20 protein-coding genes are annotated in these 21,113 nt (G+C 40.2%); 14 read left to right on the top strand and 6 right to left on the bottom strand.

Annotated features, from left to right (window positions below; translation table 11 throughout):
* Positions 1-120 precede the first annotated feature (120 nt).
* The 4 genes from WN948_RS02935 (at position 121) to WN948_RS02920 (ending at position 3,340) form a co-directional block, all read left to right on the top strand.
* Entirely contained in the window at positions 121-657 is a 537-nt protein-coding gene (locus tag WN948_RS02935; protein WP_342305504.1) for a peptidylprolyl isomerase, read from the top strand.
* Between the two features lie 16 nt (positions 658-673).
* Positions 674-1,057: an OB-fold nucleic acid binding domain-containing protein gene (locus WN948_RS02930; protein ID WP_342305502.1), complete on the top strand. Its 384-nt coding sequence runs from the start codon at positions 674-676 to the stop codon at positions 1,055-1,057.
* Positions 1,058-1,122: 65 nt separating this feature from the next.
* Positions 1,123-2,283, top strand: coding sequence for an NDP-sugar synthase (locus WN948_RS02925; protein ID WP_342305501.1), 1,161 nt, complete (start codon positions 1,123-1,125; stop codon positions 2,281-2,283).
* A gap of 28 nt (positions 2,284-2,311) precedes the next feature.
* Positions 2,312-3,340 carry a flippase-like domain-containing protein gene (locus WN948_RS02920; protein ID WP_342305500.1) on the top strand — a complete coding sequence of 343 codons (1,029 nt, stop codon included), beginning with the start codon at positions 2,312-2,314 and terminating at the stop codon, positions 3,338-3,340.
* 9 nt (positions 3,341-3,349) lie between these two features.
* Here WN948_RS02920 and WN948_RS02915 read toward each other — a convergent pair whose 3' ends face one another.
* The gene (locus tag WN948_RS02915; protein ID WP_342305499.1) at positions 3,350-5,026 is read right to left on the bottom strand and encodes a radical SAM protein; all 1,677 of its coding nucleotides are present in this window, start codon (positions 5,024-5,026) and stop codon (positions 3,350-3,352) included.
* A gap of 537 nt (positions 5,027-5,563) precedes the next feature.
* Here WN948_RS02915 and ilvD point away from each other — a divergent pair.
* Both ilvD and WN948_RS02905 read left to right on the top strand, forming a co-directional pair.
* On the top strand, positions 5,564-7,225 hold the full coding sequence (ilvD, locus tag WN948_RS02910) for a dihydroxy-acid dehydratase (protein ID WP_342305498.1): 1,662 nt from the start codon (positions 5,564-5,566) through the stop codon (positions 7,223-7,225).
* A gap of 94 nt (positions 7,226-7,319) precedes the next feature.
* Positions 7,320-7,496: a hypothetical protein gene (locus WN948_RS02905; RefSeq protein ID WP_342305497.1), complete on the top strand. Its 177-nt coding sequence runs from the start codon at positions 7,320-7,322 to the stop codon at positions 7,494-7,496.
* Between the two features lies 1 nt (position 7,497).
* Here WN948_RS02905 and WN948_RS02900 read toward each other — a convergent pair whose 3' ends face one another.
* The 3 genes from WN948_RS02900 to mtxX all read right to left on the bottom strand — a co-directional run bounded on the left by WN948_RS02900 (position 7,498) and on the right by mtxX (position 11,228).
* A complete protein-coding gene (locus WN948_RS02900) occupies positions 7,498-9,300 on the bottom strand; it encodes a DUF1720 domain-containing protein (protein WP_342305496.1) in 1,803 nt (600 codons plus the stop codon).
* A gap of 195 nt (positions 9,301-9,495) precedes the next feature.
* Positions 9,496-10,269: a thymidylate synthase gene (locus tag WN948_RS02895; RefSeq protein WP_342305495.1), complete on the bottom strand. Its 774-nt coding sequence runs from the start codon at positions 10,267-10,269 to the stop codon at positions 9,496-9,498.
* A gap of 92 nt (positions 10,270-10,361) precedes the next feature.
* Positions 10,362-11,228: a methanogenesis marker protein Mmp4/MtxX gene (mtxX, locus tag WN948_RS02890; RefSeq protein WP_342305494.1), complete on the bottom strand. Its 867-nt coding sequence runs from the start codon at positions 11,226-11,228 to the stop codon at positions 10,362-10,364.
* Positions 11,229-11,316: 88 nt separating this feature from the next.
* Here mtxX and WN948_RS02885 point away from each other — a divergent pair, with 88 nt between their 5' ends.
* The 4 genes from WN948_RS02885 to WN948_RS02870 all read left to right on the top strand — a co-directional run bounded on the left by WN948_RS02885 (position 11,317) and on the right by WN948_RS02870 (position 16,753).
* A complete protein-coding gene (locus tag WN948_RS02885) occupies positions 11,317-12,795 on the top strand; it encodes a replication factor C large subunit (RefSeq protein WP_342305493.1) in 1,479 nt (492 codons plus the stop codon).
* Positions 12,796-13,474: 679 nt separating this feature from the next.
* Positions 13,475-13,690, top strand: a complete 216-nt coding sequence (locus WN948_RS02880; RefSeq protein WP_342305492.1) for an Lrp/AsnC ligand binding domain-containing protein — start codon at positions 13,475-13,477, stop codon at positions 13,688-13,690.
* A gap of 86 nt (positions 13,691-13,776) precedes the next feature.
* Positions 13,777-15,639, top strand: coding sequence for a DNA topoisomerase VI subunit B (locus tag WN948_RS02875; RefSeq protein ID WP_342305491.1), 1,863 nt, complete (start codon positions 13,777-13,779; stop codon positions 15,637-15,639).
* A 4-nt stretch (positions 15,640-15,643) separates the two neighbouring features.
* Positions 15,644-16,753 (top strand): DNA topoisomerase IV subunit A, encoded by a 1,110-nt coding sequence (locus WN948_RS02870; RefSeq protein ID WP_342305490.1) that lies wholly within the window; start codon positions 15,644-15,646, stop codon positions 16,751-16,753.
* 10 nt (positions 16,754-16,763) lie between these two features.
* Here WN948_RS02870 and WN948_RS02865 read toward each other — a convergent pair whose 3' ends face one another.
* Positions 16,764-17,465, bottom strand: a complete 702-nt coding sequence (locus WN948_RS02865; RefSeq protein ID WP_342305489.1) for a tetratricopeptide repeat protein — start codon at positions 17,463-17,465, stop codon at positions 16,764-16,766.
* Positions 17,466-17,583: 118 nt separating this feature from the next.
* On the opposite strand from WN948_RS02865, the gene WN948_RS02860 reads away from it, so the two are divergent.
* A complete protein-coding gene (locus WN948_RS02860) occupies positions 17,584-18,669 on the top strand; it encodes a mechanosensitive ion channel family protein (RefSeq protein ID WP_342305488.1) in 1,086 nt (361 codons plus the stop codon).
* Between the two features lie 65 nt (positions 18,670-18,734).
* Here the strand turns inward: WN948_RS02860 and cutA are convergent, their stop codons facing one another.
* Positions 18,735-19,040: a divalent-cation tolerance protein CutA gene (gene cutA, locus WN948_RS02855; RefSeq protein WP_342305487.1), complete on the bottom strand. Its 306-nt coding sequence runs from the start codon at positions 19,038-19,040 to the stop codon at positions 18,735-18,737.
* A 61-nt stretch (positions 19,041-19,101) separates the two neighbouring features.
* On the opposite strand from cutA, the gene WN948_RS02850 reads away from it, so the two are divergent.
* From WN948_RS02850 to WN948_RS02840, 3 genes are all read left to right on the top strand, one after another.
* Positions 19,102-19,620, top strand: coding sequence for a DUF6141 family protein (locus WN948_RS02850; RefSeq protein WP_342305486.1), 519 nt, complete (start codon positions 19,102-19,104; stop codon positions 19,618-19,620).
* Positions 19,621-19,901: 281 nt separating this feature from the next.
* Entirely contained in the window at positions 19,902-20,210 is a 309-nt protein-coding gene (locus WN948_RS02845; protein WP_342305485.1) for a hypothetical protein, read from the top strand.
* 138 nt (positions 20,211-20,348) lie between these two features.
* Entirely contained in the window at positions 20,349-21,062 is a 714-nt protein-coding gene (locus tag WN948_RS02840; protein WP_342305484.1) for a queuosine precursor transporter, read from the top strand.
* The last annotated feature ends 51 nt before the right edge of the window (positions 21,063-21,113 follow it).

Below are 21,113 nucleotides of genomic sequence, written 5' to 3'. Positions count from 1 at the left end.
TTTTCAGTAATCTTATATACCTTAAAGAATCACATCCGTATACTCATAAAAATTATTAGTTATATATGAATATTAATTTTCCAATTATGAATATGTAAATGAAATATAGGTGGTGGTCATTTGAAAAAAATACTATTATTTGTTCTGGTGATATGTGTTCTCTTTGCTTGTGGTTGTGCAGAATCCGATAATTCTCAAACGGTTAAGACTGGGGATTATGTTTCTGTAAATTATACTGGTAGTCTTGAAGATGGAACAGTGTTCGATACTTCCAGAGCAGACGTTGCTATGGCAGAAAATCTCTACAATCCTTATAGGAGTTATGAACCATTGCCCTTTATAGCCGGTGCAGGCCAGATGATCAAAGGATTTGACGATGCTGTAATGGGGATGGCAGTTGGTGAAAAGAAAACTGTTACAATACTTCCGGAAGATGGTTATGGTGCGTATTGCCCTGAGCTTCTGATACCCGTGCCTGTGGGTGAATTCCAATCTGCGAACATAACGCCTGTCATAGGTCAGAAAGTAACTTATCAGAGTCAGCCTGTAACAATTGTCAACATATCAGAGGAAAACGTCACTCTTGATTGTAATCATAACCTTGCAGGTAAAACCCTGATATTCGATATTGAGCTGGTCTCAATAGAAAAAGCCTGATTCAAGTGGTTTGCTCATGGAAAAAGAAGAAAGGATCGTTGTGGTCCTTCTATGCATGGCTGTCCTGTCTCTGACAATAGCTTACGCCACCTTTTTTTCAGGTGATGGTGACGGTAGTGTGGGAAGCTTCAGTTCTTCTTCACTGCCCGGTGAAGATGTTCGATTTGAGGGAGATGTGCTTTCAAAACGTTTTACTTATTCAGGTGGTCATCTTTTAATGGATGTTGATTATGGGTCAGGAGTAGTCAAAGTTTTTGTACCTTCAGCTAATGGTGCAAATGATGTGGACTCACAAATAGGTGAAAACGAATATGTGGTGATAGTTGGTATTGTGGGGGAGTATGAAGGTGAATTGGAAGTAGTGGTTCAAAATAGTGAGGATATTATTCTTTTAAAGTAAATTGTTTGGGCTATACGTTAATTAGTCGCTAATGATATATGCAAAAAATCACCTCATACTAGAACATGAAAGCCTGTATAATGTGCGGTGGGGAAGGTACCAGATTACGTCCGTTGACATTTGCTCGGCCAAAACCGAGCATTCCTATCTTGAATAAACCTTCAGTTGTTCATTTGATCGAACACCTGTCAAAAGAAGGTTTCAATGATATCGTTATCACTCTGGGGTATATGGCTGAAAAGATCGAGGAGGAACTTGGGGATGGGCGCATATTCGGAGTTCACATTGATTATGTTTATGAAAAGGATAAGCTGGGTACTGCAGGCGGTGTTAAAAATGCTGAGAAATACCTGCGTGACGAACCATTCATAGTACTTGGCGGAGATCATGTATTGGACCTGAATCTCAGAGAAATGCACAGATTCCATGAAATGACAGATGCACTTGTCACAATCGGGCTCTTATCCATTGATGACCCTCGTGAATTTGGTATAGCTGATATGGATGTCAACAACAGGATATGTCGTTTTCTTGAAAAGCCCGGTCCGGGTGAGATTTTCAGTAATCTTGCAAGCACTGGTATTTATGTATGTGATCCTGAGATATTTGACTGGATTCCGGCAAATACGAAATATGATTTTGCAAAGGACCTTTTCCCGGCTATACTGGCTAAAAAGAGAAAGATACATGGCATTCTTGCAAGGGGCAGGTGGACGGATGTGGGAAGTCCTCAGGCTTACAGGCAGGCTCAGCGCTGGATGCTTGAAGCTTTACCTGGTACTACGATCGAAGGCCATTTTAAAACAAAGGATGCTCGCATAAAAGGTCCGGTTTCTCTTGGTCACAATGTTTCAGTTGGTTCTAATTCTGCTATTGTGGGTCCTATTGTCATTGGTGAGAATACGACAATCGGGGACAATGTCCTTATTGGTCCGTACACGACAATTGGGTCAAATTGCGTGATAAATAACGATTCAAGAATTCTTTCTTCCTATATATTCAATGGTGTGCTTATCGGTGAAAACTCTAATGTATCTGGTTCTGTAATCGATAATGGTACAAAAGTAGGAAATAATTGCAGCCTTGAAAATGGTACTGTTATTGGTCCTGCTGTTTTAATTGAGGATGATGTTACAGTTCATTCGGACGTGCGAATATGGCCTGAAATTAATATTCCGGCTAAGACCAGGGTCAAAGAAGATATTCTTAACGAGTCTTATATGTAATGCTTTCCTTGATTTATGTGATTGGGATATGAACAAGATTAAAAAATGGATCATAGTATCATTACTTATCAGCGTTTTTTCAGGCATAATTGTAGTACTTTTTACATTTGACTCTGGGACTATTCATGCTTTAATGGGAATAAAGCCTGAATATATACTTGCTGCAGCAGTTATTCATGCTATGACCTATGTGATCTGGGGCATGCGGACACGTTCTCTTTGTAAGGCTTTGGGTTACAATGTAAGCCATATTAAATCATTTGAGATCGTAACTTCCGCAACTCTCGCAGCATCAATTACGCCTTCATCTCTTGGGGGTGAACCTCTCAGGATCCACTTGCTTCATGGTCAGAAAATGCCTTTGGGAAAAGCCACCGCAGTGGTTCTTGGAGAGCGGGTACTTGATGGTATTCTGATTCTTACGCTGGCTCCTTTTTCTATCTATGTCATACGTGGTGTTTTGAAGGACTCTGTATTTGATTTTATGTTCATATTTGCAGAAGCAGGATTGATGTTCATACTTTTTCTTATATTGTATGCTATCTGGAGACCAGGGCCTACAAAGAAAGTTGTATACTTCTTTGTACATTGGTTGGCACCAATTTTAGGCAAAAAGACAGATGCTGCTTTTGATGTATTTATTAAAAGAGTTGATTCGGAGCTTGATAATTTCCATGGCAGCATTTCTGTATTGCTAAATGAAGGTAGGAAAGGTCTTGCTTTTGGGATATTTTACACTCTTGCTTTCTGGTTTGTCGACTTTTCAATGCTCTATGTAATATTGATAGGCTTGAACCAGCATCCTGATCCTATTCTTGTGTTTGCTTCACAAGTTATCACAATGATCATAATTCTCATACCTGCTACTCCTGGGGGTAGCGGAATTGCGGAATTTGCTGGAACGACGCTATTTTCCTTATTTGTGTCTTCTTCTGTGCTTGGGATTGCAGTTATTGCGTGGAGGGCATTCACATTCTATATGAATATCTTAGTAGGTGGATTTGTCAGCTTTAAAATATTGAAAGACACTGATTTCATCAAAAAGTATCTGAATTAAAAAAGTTATTTAAATGTTAATGTAAGGTAGTATTTCTTCACTGCCTATTCTTTTTATAAAATCATCTTTACTTGTGAATGGGGCTTTCCTTTTTATATCGGTGGCCTGTTTCTTTCCAATACCTGGAACTTCCTGTATGAGCGGTATGGTGGCCGTATTTATATCAAGGGGATATGGCACGCCTGTAATCGATCTGTGTCCGTGGCGAGTCACGGTAGCATCTATAAACCTGCCAAGTGGCATATTTGTTGGTATTCCTACTAATAATGGGTAAGAACCCATTTGTCTTCCAAAACACATTTTTCCATCATTGATCTCGCACATGATATCTCTGAGTATTGTTCCGGTGGGGACAACTTTCTGGAGCATTGGCAGATCAATATTTTTTCTGATCTTCTCTTTATATTTAAGAAATATCTGTTTATGCTTTCTTACAAGTTCATCATTACCATACATCAGAGTGTTGGGGAAGGCCATGACCTGTCTTATGTTTATCCTGCGAAGCAGTAGGTCAGAGTCAATAACATGTTTCAGGAATTCGTAGTTAAGGTCAAATGTCTTTTTTGACTCTCCTATGAGGCCATGTACGAGATTTATTCCGGGGAGTATCTCTGGCATCCCATTGTTTCCTCGCATTCTCCCTACTTCATTTATGAGTTTGATCGCTTCAAATATTTCATCGGGCATTGCTTTGAGTTTATTGGCCTTTACAACGATAGGGTCAGCACTTTCCATTCCAAGGGCTGCTACGTCTCCTGCAGTATGGTATTTTACAATGGTTTTGAATATTTCCTTGCACAATTCCGGATATGTTGCTATGGTTCCAGGATTGGCATTATCCATATGCAATACTTTTAGTTGCGGCGCCACATTCCTGATGCCTTTATAGAGGGAAAGGATGGCTTCAGGGTCTGGCTCGGGTATTTGTCCACCTTTGTCTTTAGCATGGTAACTCAGGATGTCAGGTTGTCTTCCGATTCTGAAATATCTGGCTCCTTTCTCGTATAATCCTTCTACTTCAGAAATAACATCAATAATGGGACGATAGTCGGAGCTTCCATAGGAGGGTTCTGTACAAAATGAGCAGTGTTGGTTGCGCCCGCATCCTCGGTAGGTTTCAAGCTCACACATAACATTGGGATAATCAGGATGCTGTTTAATTATGAACGTTCCTTTTGAAGCCCATCTGCCAATTTCCTCAACTGATCTGAAACGATGCTGACATTCCTCCGGATTTGTTGTCTTTCTTTCGAGAACGTCATAAACAAATGCTTCGATGTCTTTGCGGCATATTATTACGTCTGTGGCATTAATCAGTTTACTTTCTGCCTTTTTTCCACCTTCCAGGGAATATCCGAGTCTTATGGGTCCTCCTAATATCTTCAATCCATTGGATGCACTGAAGATGCTCTCTATCTCTCCCTGATTTATTGGTGTTGAACGCAGGTATTTTCCAGGTACTGTCATGCCAGAAACAACTATTATGATGTCGGCTTTCTTTATGGGCTCGGACGCACCGTTCGGGCTTTTGCGTAGCTCGTCGATGGTGAATAAAGATATGTCTGTTTCCTGCAATCCTCTTTCCCGCAGTGCTCCTGCAATATATCTTATGTATGGGGATATGTAAGGTGGAACTCCAAAACATGCCGGTTCATCCACATATCCGTCTATTATTATTGCTTTCATAGTTGTTAAAATGTGTATTATTCAATGTATGCTTATTATAGTCTATATCGATGTGTATCTTTTAAAATATGTGTGTTTTATTACTGTCTCAAGAGATGCCGTTTTCTGCAAATATGAGTTTGACAATGGTTACTGGCCTATAATTCAGTGAATGCACAGTTATCTGCTCCATAGAGCTCGCTACTTGGAATACATCATCCATATTTAAATCAATGGGTGGCATCTTCTGGATAGGGCCGCCAGTAATACATAATGGTATTTGATTGACTCGTATCTTTCATTCTTACAATATTTCACACAAAATCATACAGCATACGGTGTATTATTTGCGTAATACTAGTGGTGGATAATTGCTTAACTTTAGGTATTTGTCATACTTTCTTGTATGCATTTGTGTGTAGTTCATGTGTGTTAATTTTAGTCAATTATCATAATCTTCATATGTCGGGTATTTGTCGTGCAGCGCATACTTATTATATATTCCTTTTTCCATTACTATTATTAGTTTAAACATTATGCAGTAAATGAGGTTTTCCAATGAGAAGTGACAAGACCAAAAAAGGACTCGAACGCGCACCGCATCGTTCCCTTTTGAAGGCAACCGGTGTGACTGATTCTGAAATGCAGAAACCATTCATAGCAGTTGTAAACTCCAGAAATGAACTGATACCAGGCCACATAAATCTTGATAAGGTTGCAGAGGCAGTAAAGGCTGGCATAAGAAGTGCTGGTGGTGTTCCATTTGAATTCCATACAATTGGAATTTGTGACGGGATAGCCATGGGTCATGAGGGGATGAAATATTCTCTTCCAAGTCGTGAGGCCATTGAGGATTCTATTGAGCTTGTCCTTCAGGGGCATCAGCTTGATGGAATGGTGATGATAACCGCATGCGACAAGATTACCCCTGGTCATCTCATGGCAGCAGGAAACCTTGATATTCCTGCTATTGTCGTGACAGGCGGTCCGATGATGCCTGGATTTGTTGATGATGAGTATCGGGATCTGATCTCTGTCTTTGAAGGTGTGGGTGAATGCCGGGCAGAAAAAGTATCTGATGAAAAGCTGAAACTACTGGAAGATTGTTCATGTAGTGGTGCAGGTTCATGTGCAGGTATGTATACTGCGAACACAATGGCTTGTATGACTGAGGCACTGGGGCTTAGTCTTCCTGGTTGTGGTACGGCTCATGCAGCAGATGCCAAAAAGATCCATCTTGCAAAATACTCTGGTGAACGCATCGTCTCCATGGTACATGAAGGCATCAATTCTCGTAGTATAGTCACCATGGAATCATTTGAGAATGCTATTATGGTTGACATGGCAATTGGTGGTAGCACCAATACAACCCTTCATCTTCCTGCAATAGCTCATGCATTTGGTCTTGAGCTGTCGCTTGATGTGTTTGACAGGCTGAGCAGGACTACTCCTCATATCATATCCCTTAAACCGGGCGGTGCACATTACATGCTTGATTTCGAGAGGGCCGGCGGAGTCCCGGCTATAATGGCTAGATTGAGTTCAAAGCTAAACCTTGATGAAGCTACTGTAAATGGCAAGACTATAGGCCAAAACCTTGATGATTTTATAATGGTCAATCCAAAACTCAATGCAAGGATAATTGGTACTCTGGATGCGCCTATACATGAAGAGGGTGGCATTGCTATATTGAAGGGAAGTCTTGCTCCTGATGGCTCAGTTGTTAAACAGGCGGCAGTTGACCCTAAGATGCTTAAACATAGTGGTCCTGCAAGAGTTTTTGACAGTGAAGAGGCAGCTATGGAGGCAATCCTTGCAAAGAATATCGTTGCAGGCGATGTTGTGGTCATACGATATGAAGGTCCAAAAGGGGGCCCTGGTATGCGTGAAATGTTGTCTCCTACATCAGCTATTGCAGGTATGGGGCTTATCGACAAGGTTGCACTGATCACAGATGGTCGTTTCTCCGGTGGTACCAGGGGTCCGTGCATAGGGCATATTTCACCTGAGGCTCAGGAAGGCGGTCCGATAGGTCTTGTAAAAGAAGGTGATATCATCGAGATCGATATTCCTGGCAGGATACTGAACCTGAAGGTTTCAGAAGAGGTGCTTGAAAAGCGCAGGGAAACCTTTGTTCCTGTGGAAAAGAAGGTTACGGGTTATCTTGCAAGATACAGAAGATTCGTCAGTTCTGCAAGCAAGGGCGCTATAATAAGTTGATATTGGAATAAATCAGGTCTTCATAGGCCTGTTTTTACTTATTTTTAAAGTTGACCGATGGTTTTTTCAGATTGAATTGCCTGAGTACTATTTAATGGAAAGGATGGGTATTTGTTCGATATGTGGTTCTGTATCTAACCTGAACACATGTTCTCTTTGCGGAAGGCTAGTTTGTAATGGCTGCTACGATCATTCGAGAAATGTTTGTGTCCAGTGTTCTTCAGGTGTTACTTTATCCGGGACATCAGCAGAAAGATCAGGTCTGAGTTGAATTATTTTAATCTATGAAGTTGCTCAATTCCATTTTCCTGTTTGAGCACAAGTACTTCCCTTGTCACAAGTTCTTGTATCTTCCTGTCTATATCTTCCTGACTGAACTGACGTGAAACAAGACTTTTGATAATTTCTTTTTTAACTTTTGCCCCACGTGGCATATACATCAGTATGTTTCCTTCGAGTTTATCCGGTTTTGCATCAGATGCCTGTTCTGTTGCAGGTGGGGATGCAGGTGTTTGTCCGGGTATATTTTGCATTTCCTGCATAGTGCCTGCTTCGCCATTCATGAACGGTGGCATTCCGTCTGAATTGGCAGATTGCTGTGGGTCCGGTACTTTGAATGCTGGTTTCGGTGTATTTTCTCCATCGGGGTTGAACGGTGGCATTCCTTCCGGTAGTTTAAAATCTGGTATTACTGGTGTAGTTTCTACTTGAGGACTTTCTGCTGGTGAATTGAAATCAGGCATTGTAAATGCTGCATTCTCTGGTGAAGCCTGTTCCGATGTTTTTAGTTCCGGCATAGTGAATCCAGTATCTTGGCTTGCTAGCTCCGGTGTTTTTAGTTCCTGCATGGTGAATCCAGTATCTTGACTTGCTAGCTCCGGTGTTTTTAGTTCCTGCATGGTGAATCCAGTATCTTGGCTTGCTTGCTCCGGTGGTTTTAGTTCCGGCATAATGAATCCAGTATCTTGGCTTGCTTGCTCCGGTGGTTTTAGTTCCGGCATAATGAGTCCAGTATCTTGACTTGCTAGCTCCGGTGTTTTTAGTTCCGGCATAGTGAATCCAGTATCTTGACTTGCTAGCTCCGGTGTTTTTAGTTCCGGCATAGTGAATCCAGTATCTTGACTTGCTAGCTCCGGTGTTTTTAGTTCTGGTATAGTGAATTCTGATTCTTGACTTGTGTGCTCCGGTGTTTTTAGTTCCTGCATGGTGAATTCAGTATCTTGACTTGCTAGCTCTGGTGGTTTTAGTTCCGGTATAGTGAATTCTGATTCTTGACTTGTATGCTCCGGTGTTTTTAGTTCCGGCATAGTGAATTCTGATTCTTGACTTGTATGCTCCGGTGTTTTTAGTTCCGGTGTGGTGAATTCAGATTCTTGATTTGTCTGCTCCGGTGGTTTTAGTTCCGGCACCGTGAATCCAGTGTCTTGACTTGTGTGCTCCATTACTTGTGCAAGTGGTTCTGGTGCGGTTGTTTCTGTTTTCAGTGGTGAAGTTTCTATTTCCTGATGGCTACTATTTTCTACCATCATCTCAGATAAATTAGTTTCATGGTCCTGTTCTTCGAAATTCTGTTGTATAACACATGCAGGTTCTTGCTCATTCGGTTCACTGATAATTATTTCCGGTGCAACTGTAACAGGTGCCTGTGGGGGTATTTCATTTTCTGATATTTGTGGCTGAAGCTGGATCTCTGTTTCTTCAAAATCGTCAATGATGTCGATTTCAGTAATCTCTTCTTCACTGTTTATTTCTGGAATAGTTGGATTCATTTTGGTAAAGGTTTCATCAGCAGGTTCTTGTGTACTCCTACTTTCCGGGGTACTTTGTATATTCCCACTAATTTCATTTATCCCGGTGAAACTATTTTCGACCAATGACAGCCTGTTTAATATTGTATTTACGTCATCTCTGAGAATTGCAAACCTATCGGTCCACGATACTATGTCGTCTGACGGGGAATTATCTAAAATGTCCAGTTCCCTCTCGATAAGTTTTCTGATGAACAGACTTTTATTGTCAATTACGTCCAGTTTATCAAAAAGTTCATCAGACATGCTAATGGTAAGTCGTTTCATGGCAATCTCTCTTTGATGTTTGTCAATATCTAATCATACTCATGTATGCATATATCACACATATATAATTAATGGAATTATATTAAAAATAATATGTATTTTCGTCTTTTGTGATTCAAAATTAATGCCTAAAAAAGTAAAAGATAATCTAATGGTGTAGTTAGGCTATATTAAAAAAAAGATGTGAAAAGAAGTTCACATTGATTTCTTACATTCAGGGCAGGCTTTACCTTTTGTTGTCGAGATGAATGAATGCTTTGGCGTTATACACTTACACATAGGGCACAATTCATTATTCTTAAATATCTTCTCTACTGCCTGAAGGTCTGTCTCATAAATGTGTGTGTCCCATCCTGTGGCTATAAGTGACTCGATCTCAAAGGCAAGGTTTTGTTCTCGGAATGCCTTTTTAAATCCTTCTACAATGGCCGGGATGTTGGCTGGGAATCCTCCAAACGCATCCCATGAGCGGTATAGCAGGTATATCCTTACTTGAGTATCATTCAAAAGTTCCACTTTGTAGGCTATCCAGCAGGGCTGGTCTTCGTACTTTGGTATGTGGACTTCATTTTCCCAGAGTACGCCAACATGTCTTCTGGAGCCCGGGCGCAGGTTGCTCACATTTGCATGCACTGTATTGTATGCTGTTTCTCCATATCTGAACAATTGCTTTGCATAGCAATAATCAAATTTCCTCTTGTCATCATCTGAAAGTGAAACATACCAGTCTGCATACTCTTCTGTGAGTTCTTCTTTATATTTTCTTATAAGGTTCTCTCCAAAGGGTACAGCAGGGTTGACCTGCAGGTTTTCTACATCCTCTATACATATAGTGGCATGTACTCTCTTTGTCATTGTTTTGTAGTCGGGTTTGTGTTCCTCTCCTTTTTCATATATTTCATGGATCAGTTGGGACCATGCAGAGGAAATTGTTTTTGCTTTTATCAGTACAGCTTCCATATCACTCATTCCCTGTTACAGTATTATCATCTTACTTTCGATGATTTCTTTTTGAAATAAAAATGATTTTATTAAAATTAGATTGTATGCTCTGGATATAATTATTGTTGTTGTTTATCCATCACTGACTGTATATCATGTTTTTCTACAAGGGCACTTGCAAGCATTATTGCTTTGGTATAATGCCCTCCGACTCTGGATGTGTCGACAAATACGTAGTCATCCATTAATATGGGTGCACCAAGTCCGTCTCCTCCCCCCAGGAACACAAGTGTCCTGAATATGAGGTTGCCTGATATGCCATCTGGTGCAAGTATGAAATTCGCTTCCTTTATGGCATCCTCTATCAGTATCGTATGATGCTTTGCGTCTATTCCCAGTTCTCTTATCCTGTTAACAATGAAGTCCCCTTCAGCAAGTGTCTGGTCTACTCGCAGGTTGCGGCCCAGGTCACCCAGTCTTCCTCCTGAAAGAATGCCTACTACTGGTTCGATGTTAAACCTGCGGATGTATTCCACCCCTAGTTTTATGAATTCTATTTTATCTGCAAGTTTATTTCCTTCATCTATGCCCACAGGTGCGATGAAAAAGGGAGTACCTTCACTTGTTTGCAACAGTGCAATTCTGTGCAGGTTTTCCTGATTCAGGATTTTTTTGAGGTGTGTCAATGTTCCTGAAGCTCCTGCAGTTCCTCTGACTGCCGCATCTACGTATCCGGATTTGAGGAGGTCACCAAGTGTTCTTTCAGGATCGTTGGTTCCTATTATCTCAAGCTCAGTTCCTATTATCTCTATCTCTTTTTTGTTACCTACAAGTAACACGTGTGCATATCCTGCTTCATGTGCATCTCTGGCACTCTTAAGCATCTTGGGACTGGGATTACGCACTCCTATTGCAACTCTTGCCTTATTTTGTAATGCCCTTTCTTCTATCAGGTCAAGGAGGTTCTCTGTACTTTTTGATCCCATGGAAAGATACCTTCCAGCAATATTATCAATCAGAACAATCAAAGTGATGCAAACATTAATTACTTTTCCTGAATATTGAGTAAAGAACATGACTGTGCAGATGGAATGGGCAGAGAAATACCGGCCAGGAACACTTGATGATGTCGTAGGTCATAAAAAAGTGATAGTCGACCTTATGAAGTGGAGTGAGCAATGGGCACATGGCATCCCGGAATCAAGAGCAGTATTGCTTCATGGTCAGGCGGGCATAGGTAAGACATCTTCTGCATATGCACTTGCAAATGATATGGGCTGGGAAGTTATAGAACTCAATGCCAGCGACCAGCGGACTGCAGGTGTGATCGAAAAGGTGGCAGGCTCAGCATCCCGGATGCAAACTCTAACAGGTGCCTCTACCAAAAGGCTGGTTGTACTTGACGAGGCTGATAATCTTCATGGAAATAGTGATCGTGGGGGAGCACGTGCTATTATTGATATTGTTAAAAAAACAAATCAACCCATCGTTCTAATTGCTAACGATCTTTATGGTATATCTTCTTCACTGCGTTCTTTATGCCTTGAGCTGAAGTTCGGTTCCGTTCAATCCCGGTCCATGGTGCCTGCACTCAAGAAAATTGCACTTAATGAGGGCCTGATGTGCGGTGTCGGTGTAATCGAGAAAATAGCTGAGACGGCAGACGGGGATTTCAGGAGTGCTGTAAATGATCTCCAGGCAGTTGCTCTTGGACGTACGGAAATTGACATCGAAGACATCTCTACCTCTGAGCGGGATAATAAAGAGTCCATATTCAAAGTTGTGGGGAGGATCTTCAAGGGAAATGATATTTCTTCTGCTATTGAGGCGACTTATAATCTTGATGAGACTCCTGAGGATCTGATTCATTGGGTGGATGAGAATCTTCCTTACCAGTACACGGGTAAAGGTGAAGAAGCGCTTACGGATGATATTATTCAGGCATATTCTTATCTTTCACGTTCTGATCGTTTTTTGGGACGTGTGCGCAGGCGACAAAATTATCGCATGTGGCGTTATGCGGGCATGCTCATGACTGGTGGAGCAGTTGTTTCAAAATCTCGCAATCGTAGTGGGTTTGTGAGGTACCAGGCACCTTCTCTCTGGCGTAAAATGGGCCAGATGCGTTCTAAAAGGAATATGAGAAATAATATTGCTGTGAAAGTGGGTGCTCATTGTCATGAATCAATGCGGTATTCACGGCTTGAGGTTGCAGGGCTCTATACGAAGCTTTTGGAAACCGATGACTATGCGATAGACGTTGTTGCAACACTTGGACTTGAGATGGATGAATTGCTCTACCTGATGGGTGCTAAAAAGGTCACAAAAAAGATTCAGGCTATTTATGATGGTGCACAGGAGCTGCGAAAGAATGTGTTTTCTTCAGATGAACCAGTCTTTTTCGTAGAAAAAAAGAGTCCTAAAAAAGATCCTTCTCAGTTGAGTCTGGATAAATTGCCGGGTTCAAATAAAGAGGGCCCTGTAACAAGTGAATCTTCCTTTTCTAAAAAGGAACCTGCAAAAAAACCACAAAAGACTCTTTTTGATTTTTAATTCTGCTTATTGTGGCCCGAAGTGCTATGTGTGGCATACGTGCATTATTTAATATGCATTGTAATGCCTAGTATCAAATGCATATGTTTGATTGTATATGTATGACAGTAATTATTGTGCTGGATATTTGACTGGATTTGATTTCCTTCATGATTTGTCTTTTATATTTATCTGATATACTTATTTTATATTGCATCATCATTTGTATTTGTTTGAACAGTTGTCTTATTTTGTAAGATTTATTCAAGTTTATAGAAATAGGTACTCTGTTATTTTTATTAAAAATAGTATGAAAATGTATTCTCAGTACTAATAACTCAACAGAGATCTCTGATAATTACATAATATAAAGCTCAGCGTAAGCAACGCTTAACATTTTGTCAGTTTATTTTAGTAAAAATGAATGAAAAAAGTGGAGTGGAGTATGAGCGGGTTGGGGAGTGGGGGTTATTGTCAAAAAAAGGATAACCCGCTCATCTACTTCTAGTATGCATACTATTGTATATATACGTTTTGCTTATCATCATCATTATGATGAGGTGATTTGGTTAAAAGTACCATTTAAACACCTCTTGCACTTGATATTACTTTTAATTATTTTGGAAAATTCCGTCGAAAACTGATAAATACCTTGCATTCCACTTTCATTGTGAGTGATACAATGGTAATTGGAGTTACAATGGTAAATGTGCTGCCTGGCAGCGAAAGAACCGCTTTTAATGAACTTAACAAAATTGAAGGAATAAAGGACATCTATCACGTGTTTGGTGAGTATGATTTTGTTGTGGTAATTGAGGTGGATGATCTGGGACATCTCAATAGCATTGTAGACTTGATTCGTGAGACCGGGTCTGTCACTGCAACACAAACTATTGTGGGTGCAGAATTGAAGTGATTCGGAAAAAACATTTTTATATATTCCGAGTTATTATTTTCTGGTCATTGTAATAGTGACCAATAAAGGACGAGGAAGATATTCTTATGGATAATCCAATTGCAGAAGAACTTGCCAAGAACCAAAAATCAATAAGTGTCGCTGAGTTCTTTGAAAAGAACCGGCAGATACTGGGTTTTGACTCTGCTCCGCGAAGTTTGATCACCACGGTCAAGGAAGCAGTGGACAACTCTCTTGATGCGTGTGAAGAGTCAGAGATACTACCGGATATATTCCTGCACATAGAACGGTCAGGAAAGGATAACGTAATTATTATAGTGGAGGACAATGGTCCGGGAATAGTTAAAGAACAGATTCCTAAGGTGTTTGCAAAGCTATTGTATGGTTCAAGATTCCATGCGATCAAACAGAGTCGTGGCCAGCAAGGTATAGGTATATCGGCTTCTGTGCTATACTCTCAATTGACATCAGGAAATCATACAAAGATCATATCCAAAATTGGTCACGGAAATCCTGCTCACTATTATGAGCTTATGATAAATACCAGTACAAATGATCCCGAGATACTCAAGGATGATATTGTGGACTGGGATAGGCCACATGGCACACGTGTTGAGATGGAAATGGAGGCTTCCTATGTAAAAGGAAGAAGACAATCCATTTATGAATATCTTAAGGCGACTGCGATTGTAAATCCGCATGCCAGACTAACTCTTATAGAGCCTGATGGCAATGAAGTGATTTTTGAGCGCGCAACTGATAAGCTTCCGGTTCCTGCAAAAGAGATTTTGCCGCATCCTCATGGGATAGAGCTTGGTACTCTCATGAAAATGTTAAGATATACAGAGAGGCAAAAATTATCCCCGTTTTTGCGTTATTCATTTTCAAAGATAGGGCACCTAGCTTCTGAAGAGATATGCAAGGCTTCAGGTCTTGATCCTGATACGGACCCTCATGAAATGAGCAGGGACCAGTCAAAGAAGTTGCTTGATGCATTCTCCAAAGTCAAAATAATGGCTCCTCCGACTGATTGTCTGTCTCCTATAGGTGAAGAGCTTATTTACAAAGGACTTGAAAAAGAGTTCAGTGTCGATTTCATAGCCACCACGACCAGAAGTCCTTCAGTTTACGCTGGAAGCCCGTTCATTGTTGAAGTGGGTATTGCATTTGGTGGCGAATTGCAAAAGGATGATCGTGTGGACATCATGCGCTTTGCAAACAGGGTCCCTCTTCTGTACCAGCAGGGTGGCTGTGTGATCACGCATGCCATCGAGTCAATTAAATGGAAGCAGTATGGGTTGAATCAGCCAGGTGGCGGATTGCCTTCAGGGCCTGTCGTTATTCTGGTACACGTTGCTTCAACAAATGTTCCTTTTACTTCCGAATCCAAAGATGCAGTTGCTGATATTCCTGAGATAAAGGATGAGGTTGAGCTGGCAATAAAGGAAGTTTCAAGGAAAATGAATCGGTATCTTAACAAGCGTGATAGTCTCAAAAAGAGACGTGAGAAAGAAGTAATAATAACAAAAGTGCTTCCAAAAATGGCAAAGAAACTGGCTGAAACTCTTAATCGTGAGGTTCCTGACATCAATCCTGTTGTTGCGAAGGTTATGGGTAACCTTCTTGTTGAAAGGATAGTTGAATCTAATGGTAATGAAGGAGTTGATGTGTCTATAAGGGTCAAGAATTTTTCCAGCAAGAAACAGGATTTCAAGGTCCATGATATGGTTCCATTTGAAATAGAAAACGCAGTTCCTGAGCCTAAGGTCATAAATATGGGTAATGATTTTGATTATATATGGGACCTCACTGTCTCTCCGGATTCTTCTAAGGTTGTAAAGTATTCTGTAGCAACTCTTGATGATGCAGAGGTCTCAAGACTGCCTTCTCTAATAGTTGAGGGTCTTGATGAAGAGATTGTTACCGGTGCTAAAGCTATAAAGGGGTGAATGAATGGCAAAAGAGATATCCCAACAGAAAAAGGAACATGATGAGATAGCAAGCAACCGTTTATTGGGTCTTGCAGGGGAATTTTATGATCAGTTCATTGATGAGATTGTCCCAAAAGTCTCTCTTCCCAGTCGTACAAAGGCAAATATAGAGTACAGTGAAGACAGCGATGTCTGGGTGTATGGTGACAGGGAAACAGAGCGAAGTGCAAAAACCGTAAAGGGTGCTTTCCAGTTATTGAAGACTTCTCATGTGATTGATTTTCTTGTGAATAATCACCTGGGACAGAACAGGGGCTCAACCTTAAGGGAGTTATATTATATTTCGGAAAACTGGGATATAGCCAAGTTCCGCGAGCAGCCCGAAAGTGACCGGCTTATAGAGGACCTTGAGATAATATCCGGTCTTCAGAGGGAATATTTCCATATGCGTCCTGAAGAAGATGGTGCTACTATGTTCGGTCCAATTCGTCTGCGTGAGGAGACCAAGCGTGGTGATCGAATTATCCATTGCCAGGAGGATATTGGTGAAAGTGGCTATCAGATTCCTTTTAATGTAGAGAATATTGAATTCCTGGACACTGATGCAAAATTCATAATTGCCATTGAGACTGGTGGTATGTATGCCAGACTTATTGAGAATGGTTTTGATGAAAGGAATGATGCAATACTTGTGCACCTTAAGGGTCAGCCAGCACGCTCAACCCGTCGTATCATTAAGAGGATGAATGAGGAGATGAACCTGCCCGTAGTGGTATTCACTGACGGTGACCCCTGGTCATATCGTATTTTTGCTTCTGTGGCATACGGTGCTATCAAAAGTGCCCATTTGTCTGAGTACATGGCAACTCCCGGTGCCCAGTTCATTGGTGTTCAGCCATCAGATATCGTGGAGTATGAACTTTCCACGGATAAATTGACGGATAAGGATGTAGCTGCCCTGAGAAGTGAACTTACAGATCCAAGGTTTGAAAGTGATTACTGGAAAGAACAGATAAGCCTGCAACTTGATATTAACAAAAAAGCAGAACAACAAGCTTTCGCAGGAAAAGGTCTTGACTTTGTAACTGATAAGTACCTTCCAGAACGTCTGACGGAACTCGGGATACTTTGATATCCCGTTTCTAGTTTTTTCTGTTCCTCGGTTTGAAATTCCTGCATATTGCACTTTGGGATACTCTCATTGCTTTTGTATCCACATGGTGGCAAATGCCATTTTTCTGGAACTTGCACGACTTACAGGAATATACTTTAAGATTGAGATTATCCTTTATTATTTTTTCTTTTACAAGGTCTTCTCCACAACCCTTGTGGTACTTTATATCTCCCTTGCTGCAATTAAGTGCCTGTGCCAGAAGTAAGCTCACAGCAGGTGGTTCCCATCGGGTATATGTCTGGTTCACAGCTATTTTTTTTGTAGGTATAAATGCTGTGGCTCTTGTTCCTCCATTCTCTTCGATGGACTGGGTTATCTTTTCTACTTGGTCTTTGATCTTGTCGTTATCAGGCTGTTGTTTTAGTGCCTTTGCCATAAAGCTCAGGGCCGCCTCGTTCCTTCCAAGTTTCTTAAGGGCCAGACTTTTGTTATACAACGCAGGTACAAATCCTGCCATATTGTACTGGTTCAGTATCTTGTCATAGCATTCAATGGCTTCGTGGAATTTCTCTTTTTTGTGAAGAAGCATACCTTTGTTATTCAGAGCAATGGGATTGTTAGGATCTAACTCAAGTGCAAGGCCAAAATAATGCATTTTCTTTTCAGGGTCTTTTTCCTTTAATCCCTGTTCTATCCATTTATTGGATTCTTCGGAAGTCCTTTTTCTCATTGGCCGGTCTATTCTCGGAATTCTATATTACTCTTCTCGCCAGAAATGGCTAATTCGTGTGTTGTCAGACAATGTTTATTTAAAAAACCTTATATAGCAAATGTTCAAACCAGAAAGCATGTTTTTGAATGAAACTATTCCGCTCTACATCAATAAGTTCGTAAGTTCTCAATCGGGGGTATTGGGGTCGGACATTACGGCGGCTACAATAGTGATAGTGGCTTCTGTTATTCTTGCTTTTATTGCAAATCTTGTGTTTGAGAAGATCTTCCTGCATTATGCTGTAAAAACAAAGTATGATTGCGATGATCTTATTGTGAAAGTACTCATAAAGCCAATCTTTTATACAGTAGTATTTTTCGGTGCATTCATTGCTGCAGAAATTCTATTTCCTGGAAATCTTGCGATAGAAGTAATGATGGGCTTACTTCTTACGTTTCTTGGCATTGTGTGGATATTGGCACTTCTGCGCATCGATAAAATTCTTTTCAAACATGTATTTTCAAGTCTTGTCAGAAAGACTGATTCTAAGATGGATGATGAGTTGCTCCCGCTTTTTAAGAACATTATTGATGTTCTTATTGTCTTCTTTGGTCTCCTTGCAATACTCAAAGGTGTGTGGGATGCAGATATATTGCCTCTCTTTGCTTCAGCAGGAATTATAGGGTTTGCTGTTGCTTTTGCGGCACAGGATAGTATCTCCCAGTTCTTCGGTGGTATTTCTATTTACTTCGATCAACCATTCAAGCCCGGGGATAGGATAGAGATCGATGATGGTGAGATTGGTATTGTTCAGGAAGTCGGGCTTCGTAGCACGAGGATAAAAAACCTTGAGAACAACATGATAGTGATACCCAACAGTCTGATAGCGAACAGTAAAGTTACTAATTATACTTCACCTGAGGAATTCATGCTGGTAAAAGTGACGATTGGAGTTGCATATGGTTCTGATGTACAGAAGGTCAAGGACATTCTTACGGGGATTGCAGAAAGTGTAGATTCTGTTCTTGATGACCCATCTCCTTATGTCCGATTTGACAACCACGGTGATTTCAGCCTTGATTTTGCCATAGTAATGTGGGTAACTCATCCAGGGGAAAAATTCCCGGTTGTCAATGAGGTAAATACAAAGATCAATGCCGAGTTTGAAAAAGAAGGAATCGACATTCCATTCCCTGTTCGAACTATTATCCATCAACATTAAAATTGGTTGCAGGATATCTCCTGCAATCTTATAATTTAATTTTACCTTGAGCACTTGGGGTTAATCTATTCCGTAGTTTCAGCTATCCATTTGAGATATTCCTTTTCACCGCTGATCTTCCAGGATATTATTGCTGGTAATTCGTAGCTGTGCATATTTTTTATACATTCTATGACGGAATCTACTTTACTGCTTGTAGTCTTTACAGAAAGTGCTATTTCTCTTTCGCTTTCTATCTTTCCTTTCCAGATATAGACTGAATCAATAGGGTTCATATTGGCGCAGGCAGCAAGCTTTTGCTCAACAAGTTTTGAAGCTATTCTTTTGGCTTCTTCTTTGTCTTTTGTTGTTGTGTATACTGTGGAAAACATTGTATATCGCACCGTGCTTTTAATAAATGGTTATATATTTTTAATTCCTATATATATATTAATGACAACTAGTAATTCTTCTATTTACCGGGAGGTTCAGAAATTCAATCAATTCTGGATATGGGTACTTGTTCTTTTACCAGCTGCAATGGCATGGTATGGTGCTATCGAGCAATTGGTTTATGGTCGTCCGTATGGGGCTAGTCCAGTGTCCGATCAGGAGATGCTCGCTATATGGTTTGCTTTTGGTCTTCTGTTACCTTTGTTCATAATGTCTATACGCCTGATAATTGATGTCCGAAATGATGGTATATACATAAAGTTTTTCCCGATTCATCTTTCATTCAAACACTACTCCTTTGAAACAATTGGTTCCTATGGTGTCATAACTTACAGGCCAATTCTTGATTATGGGGGGTGGGGTATTAGATATAGTTCTAAAAGCAAGGCTTACAACATACGTGGGAACAGGGGGCTACTAATCGAATTTAAGAATGGTAAACATCTAATGCTGGGTTCTCAGGAGCCGGAAATTTTTAAGATGGCCATTGACCAGGGTCGAAATAGAAATATGGACTGATTTATTTTATTTTTCTACGTTTCCTCAGGTTTCATACGAATTATGATGTTTCATACGTGTTTTGGGTTGATTCTTGTGTTTCATATGCTTATGTTCATAAGTGTATGTTCTTTATTTTCGTATTAATTGAGTATGTAATTTCTTACACGACCCTGGATGAAATAGTATGAAATTTATTTTTGGATTTGTTTGATATTTCAAGTTTGAAATATACAACAAAACATATTCTTTTTCAGGTATACACTCATTTGTTTTTTATGGGCGTAGTTACTCTATATTATATGGACAATGAGTTGACAGAACTGGAGGATATTGATCTGGAATATTATACTCCGCCAATCTCAAAAAAAGATATTCTTGACACTATTATTGCTTATGATATCTGTTTTATAAGGAATTTTGGATCTGACATGTTCTATGTTGAAATGGTTGATGGTGAGCCTCTTGTGCCTATGCACCCCAAAGGTGCCTATCCGGCAGGCATAGAGCGATTATTTGATCTTATGGTCAGGGAAAGGATTAGCATGATAAGTTACATGGATGAGAAATTAATGAAGTCTTATTTTATGGTGAATAGTAATGATCTCTAACATGTAAATTCCCTGCTAATTGTCACTATTTGGAAAATTATATATATCATTCATATGATTCAAGTCTACTGTCCGGGATTATGTTAAAGCCGGTACTTTACAGTTTATATAAATTTTATTATAATCGGGTTGATGTTAATGGTATTTCCTGTTGTATGGGTATATTGGGTATTTAGTCTCACAATTGTCACTTATGTATCTGCATTTATTATCAACAGATACAGAGAATATGGTTTTGCTGCATTAGTGGCATTTTATACAATTTACCTTGCGGCTTCTCAGATAGTGGCAACCCGTTTAATAGAATTTGACCTTGGATTCTACACTTTCTTTGCTCCGGCTGCAGTGTTCCTTTATCCTTTCCTTTCACAAGCAATTGACATGATCAATGAGGTATACGGTAAGAAAAAAGCTCATATTGCCATTATCATTGCTTTTGTAACGCAGGTTTTGCTGGTGACATTTATTGTCATGACCAATAGTCTCACACCTGCTCCTTTCTTTGAGCATGAGGCTGCCTGGCAGAGCATATTCACACAGGGAATAAGAATCATCCTCGCATCATGGGTATCTTTCCTTGTATTCCAAAATCTCGATGCCTATGTGTTTGCATGGATGAAAACACATTATCCAAAGCAGGTATTCTTAAGGAGTGCATCAAGTGATATATTGAGCTTAACACTTGACAGTCTTATATTTGTGGTACTTGCTTTTTATGGAGTTGCCCCACTTGTTCCTCTTATCATTGGCCAGATAGTGGCTAAGAATCTAATTGGACTACTTGATACTCCCTGGTTTATGTGGTATAAAAGATATTTGGAAAACAATGCTCCCAGTGACGATAATTCCTGATGTGTATTCTTGTGGATTTCGTTAGAAATAATTATTTATATGATTGGATTC

The organism is Methanolobus sp. ZRKC5 (genome assembly GCF_038446525.1).
Lineage (GTDB): Archaea > Halobacteriota > Methanosarcinia > Methanosarcinales > Methanosarcinaceae > Methanolobus.
The sequence above is the reverse complement of the archived record's forward strand: the minus strand, read 5'-3'. Positions and strand labels throughout refer to the sequence as shown.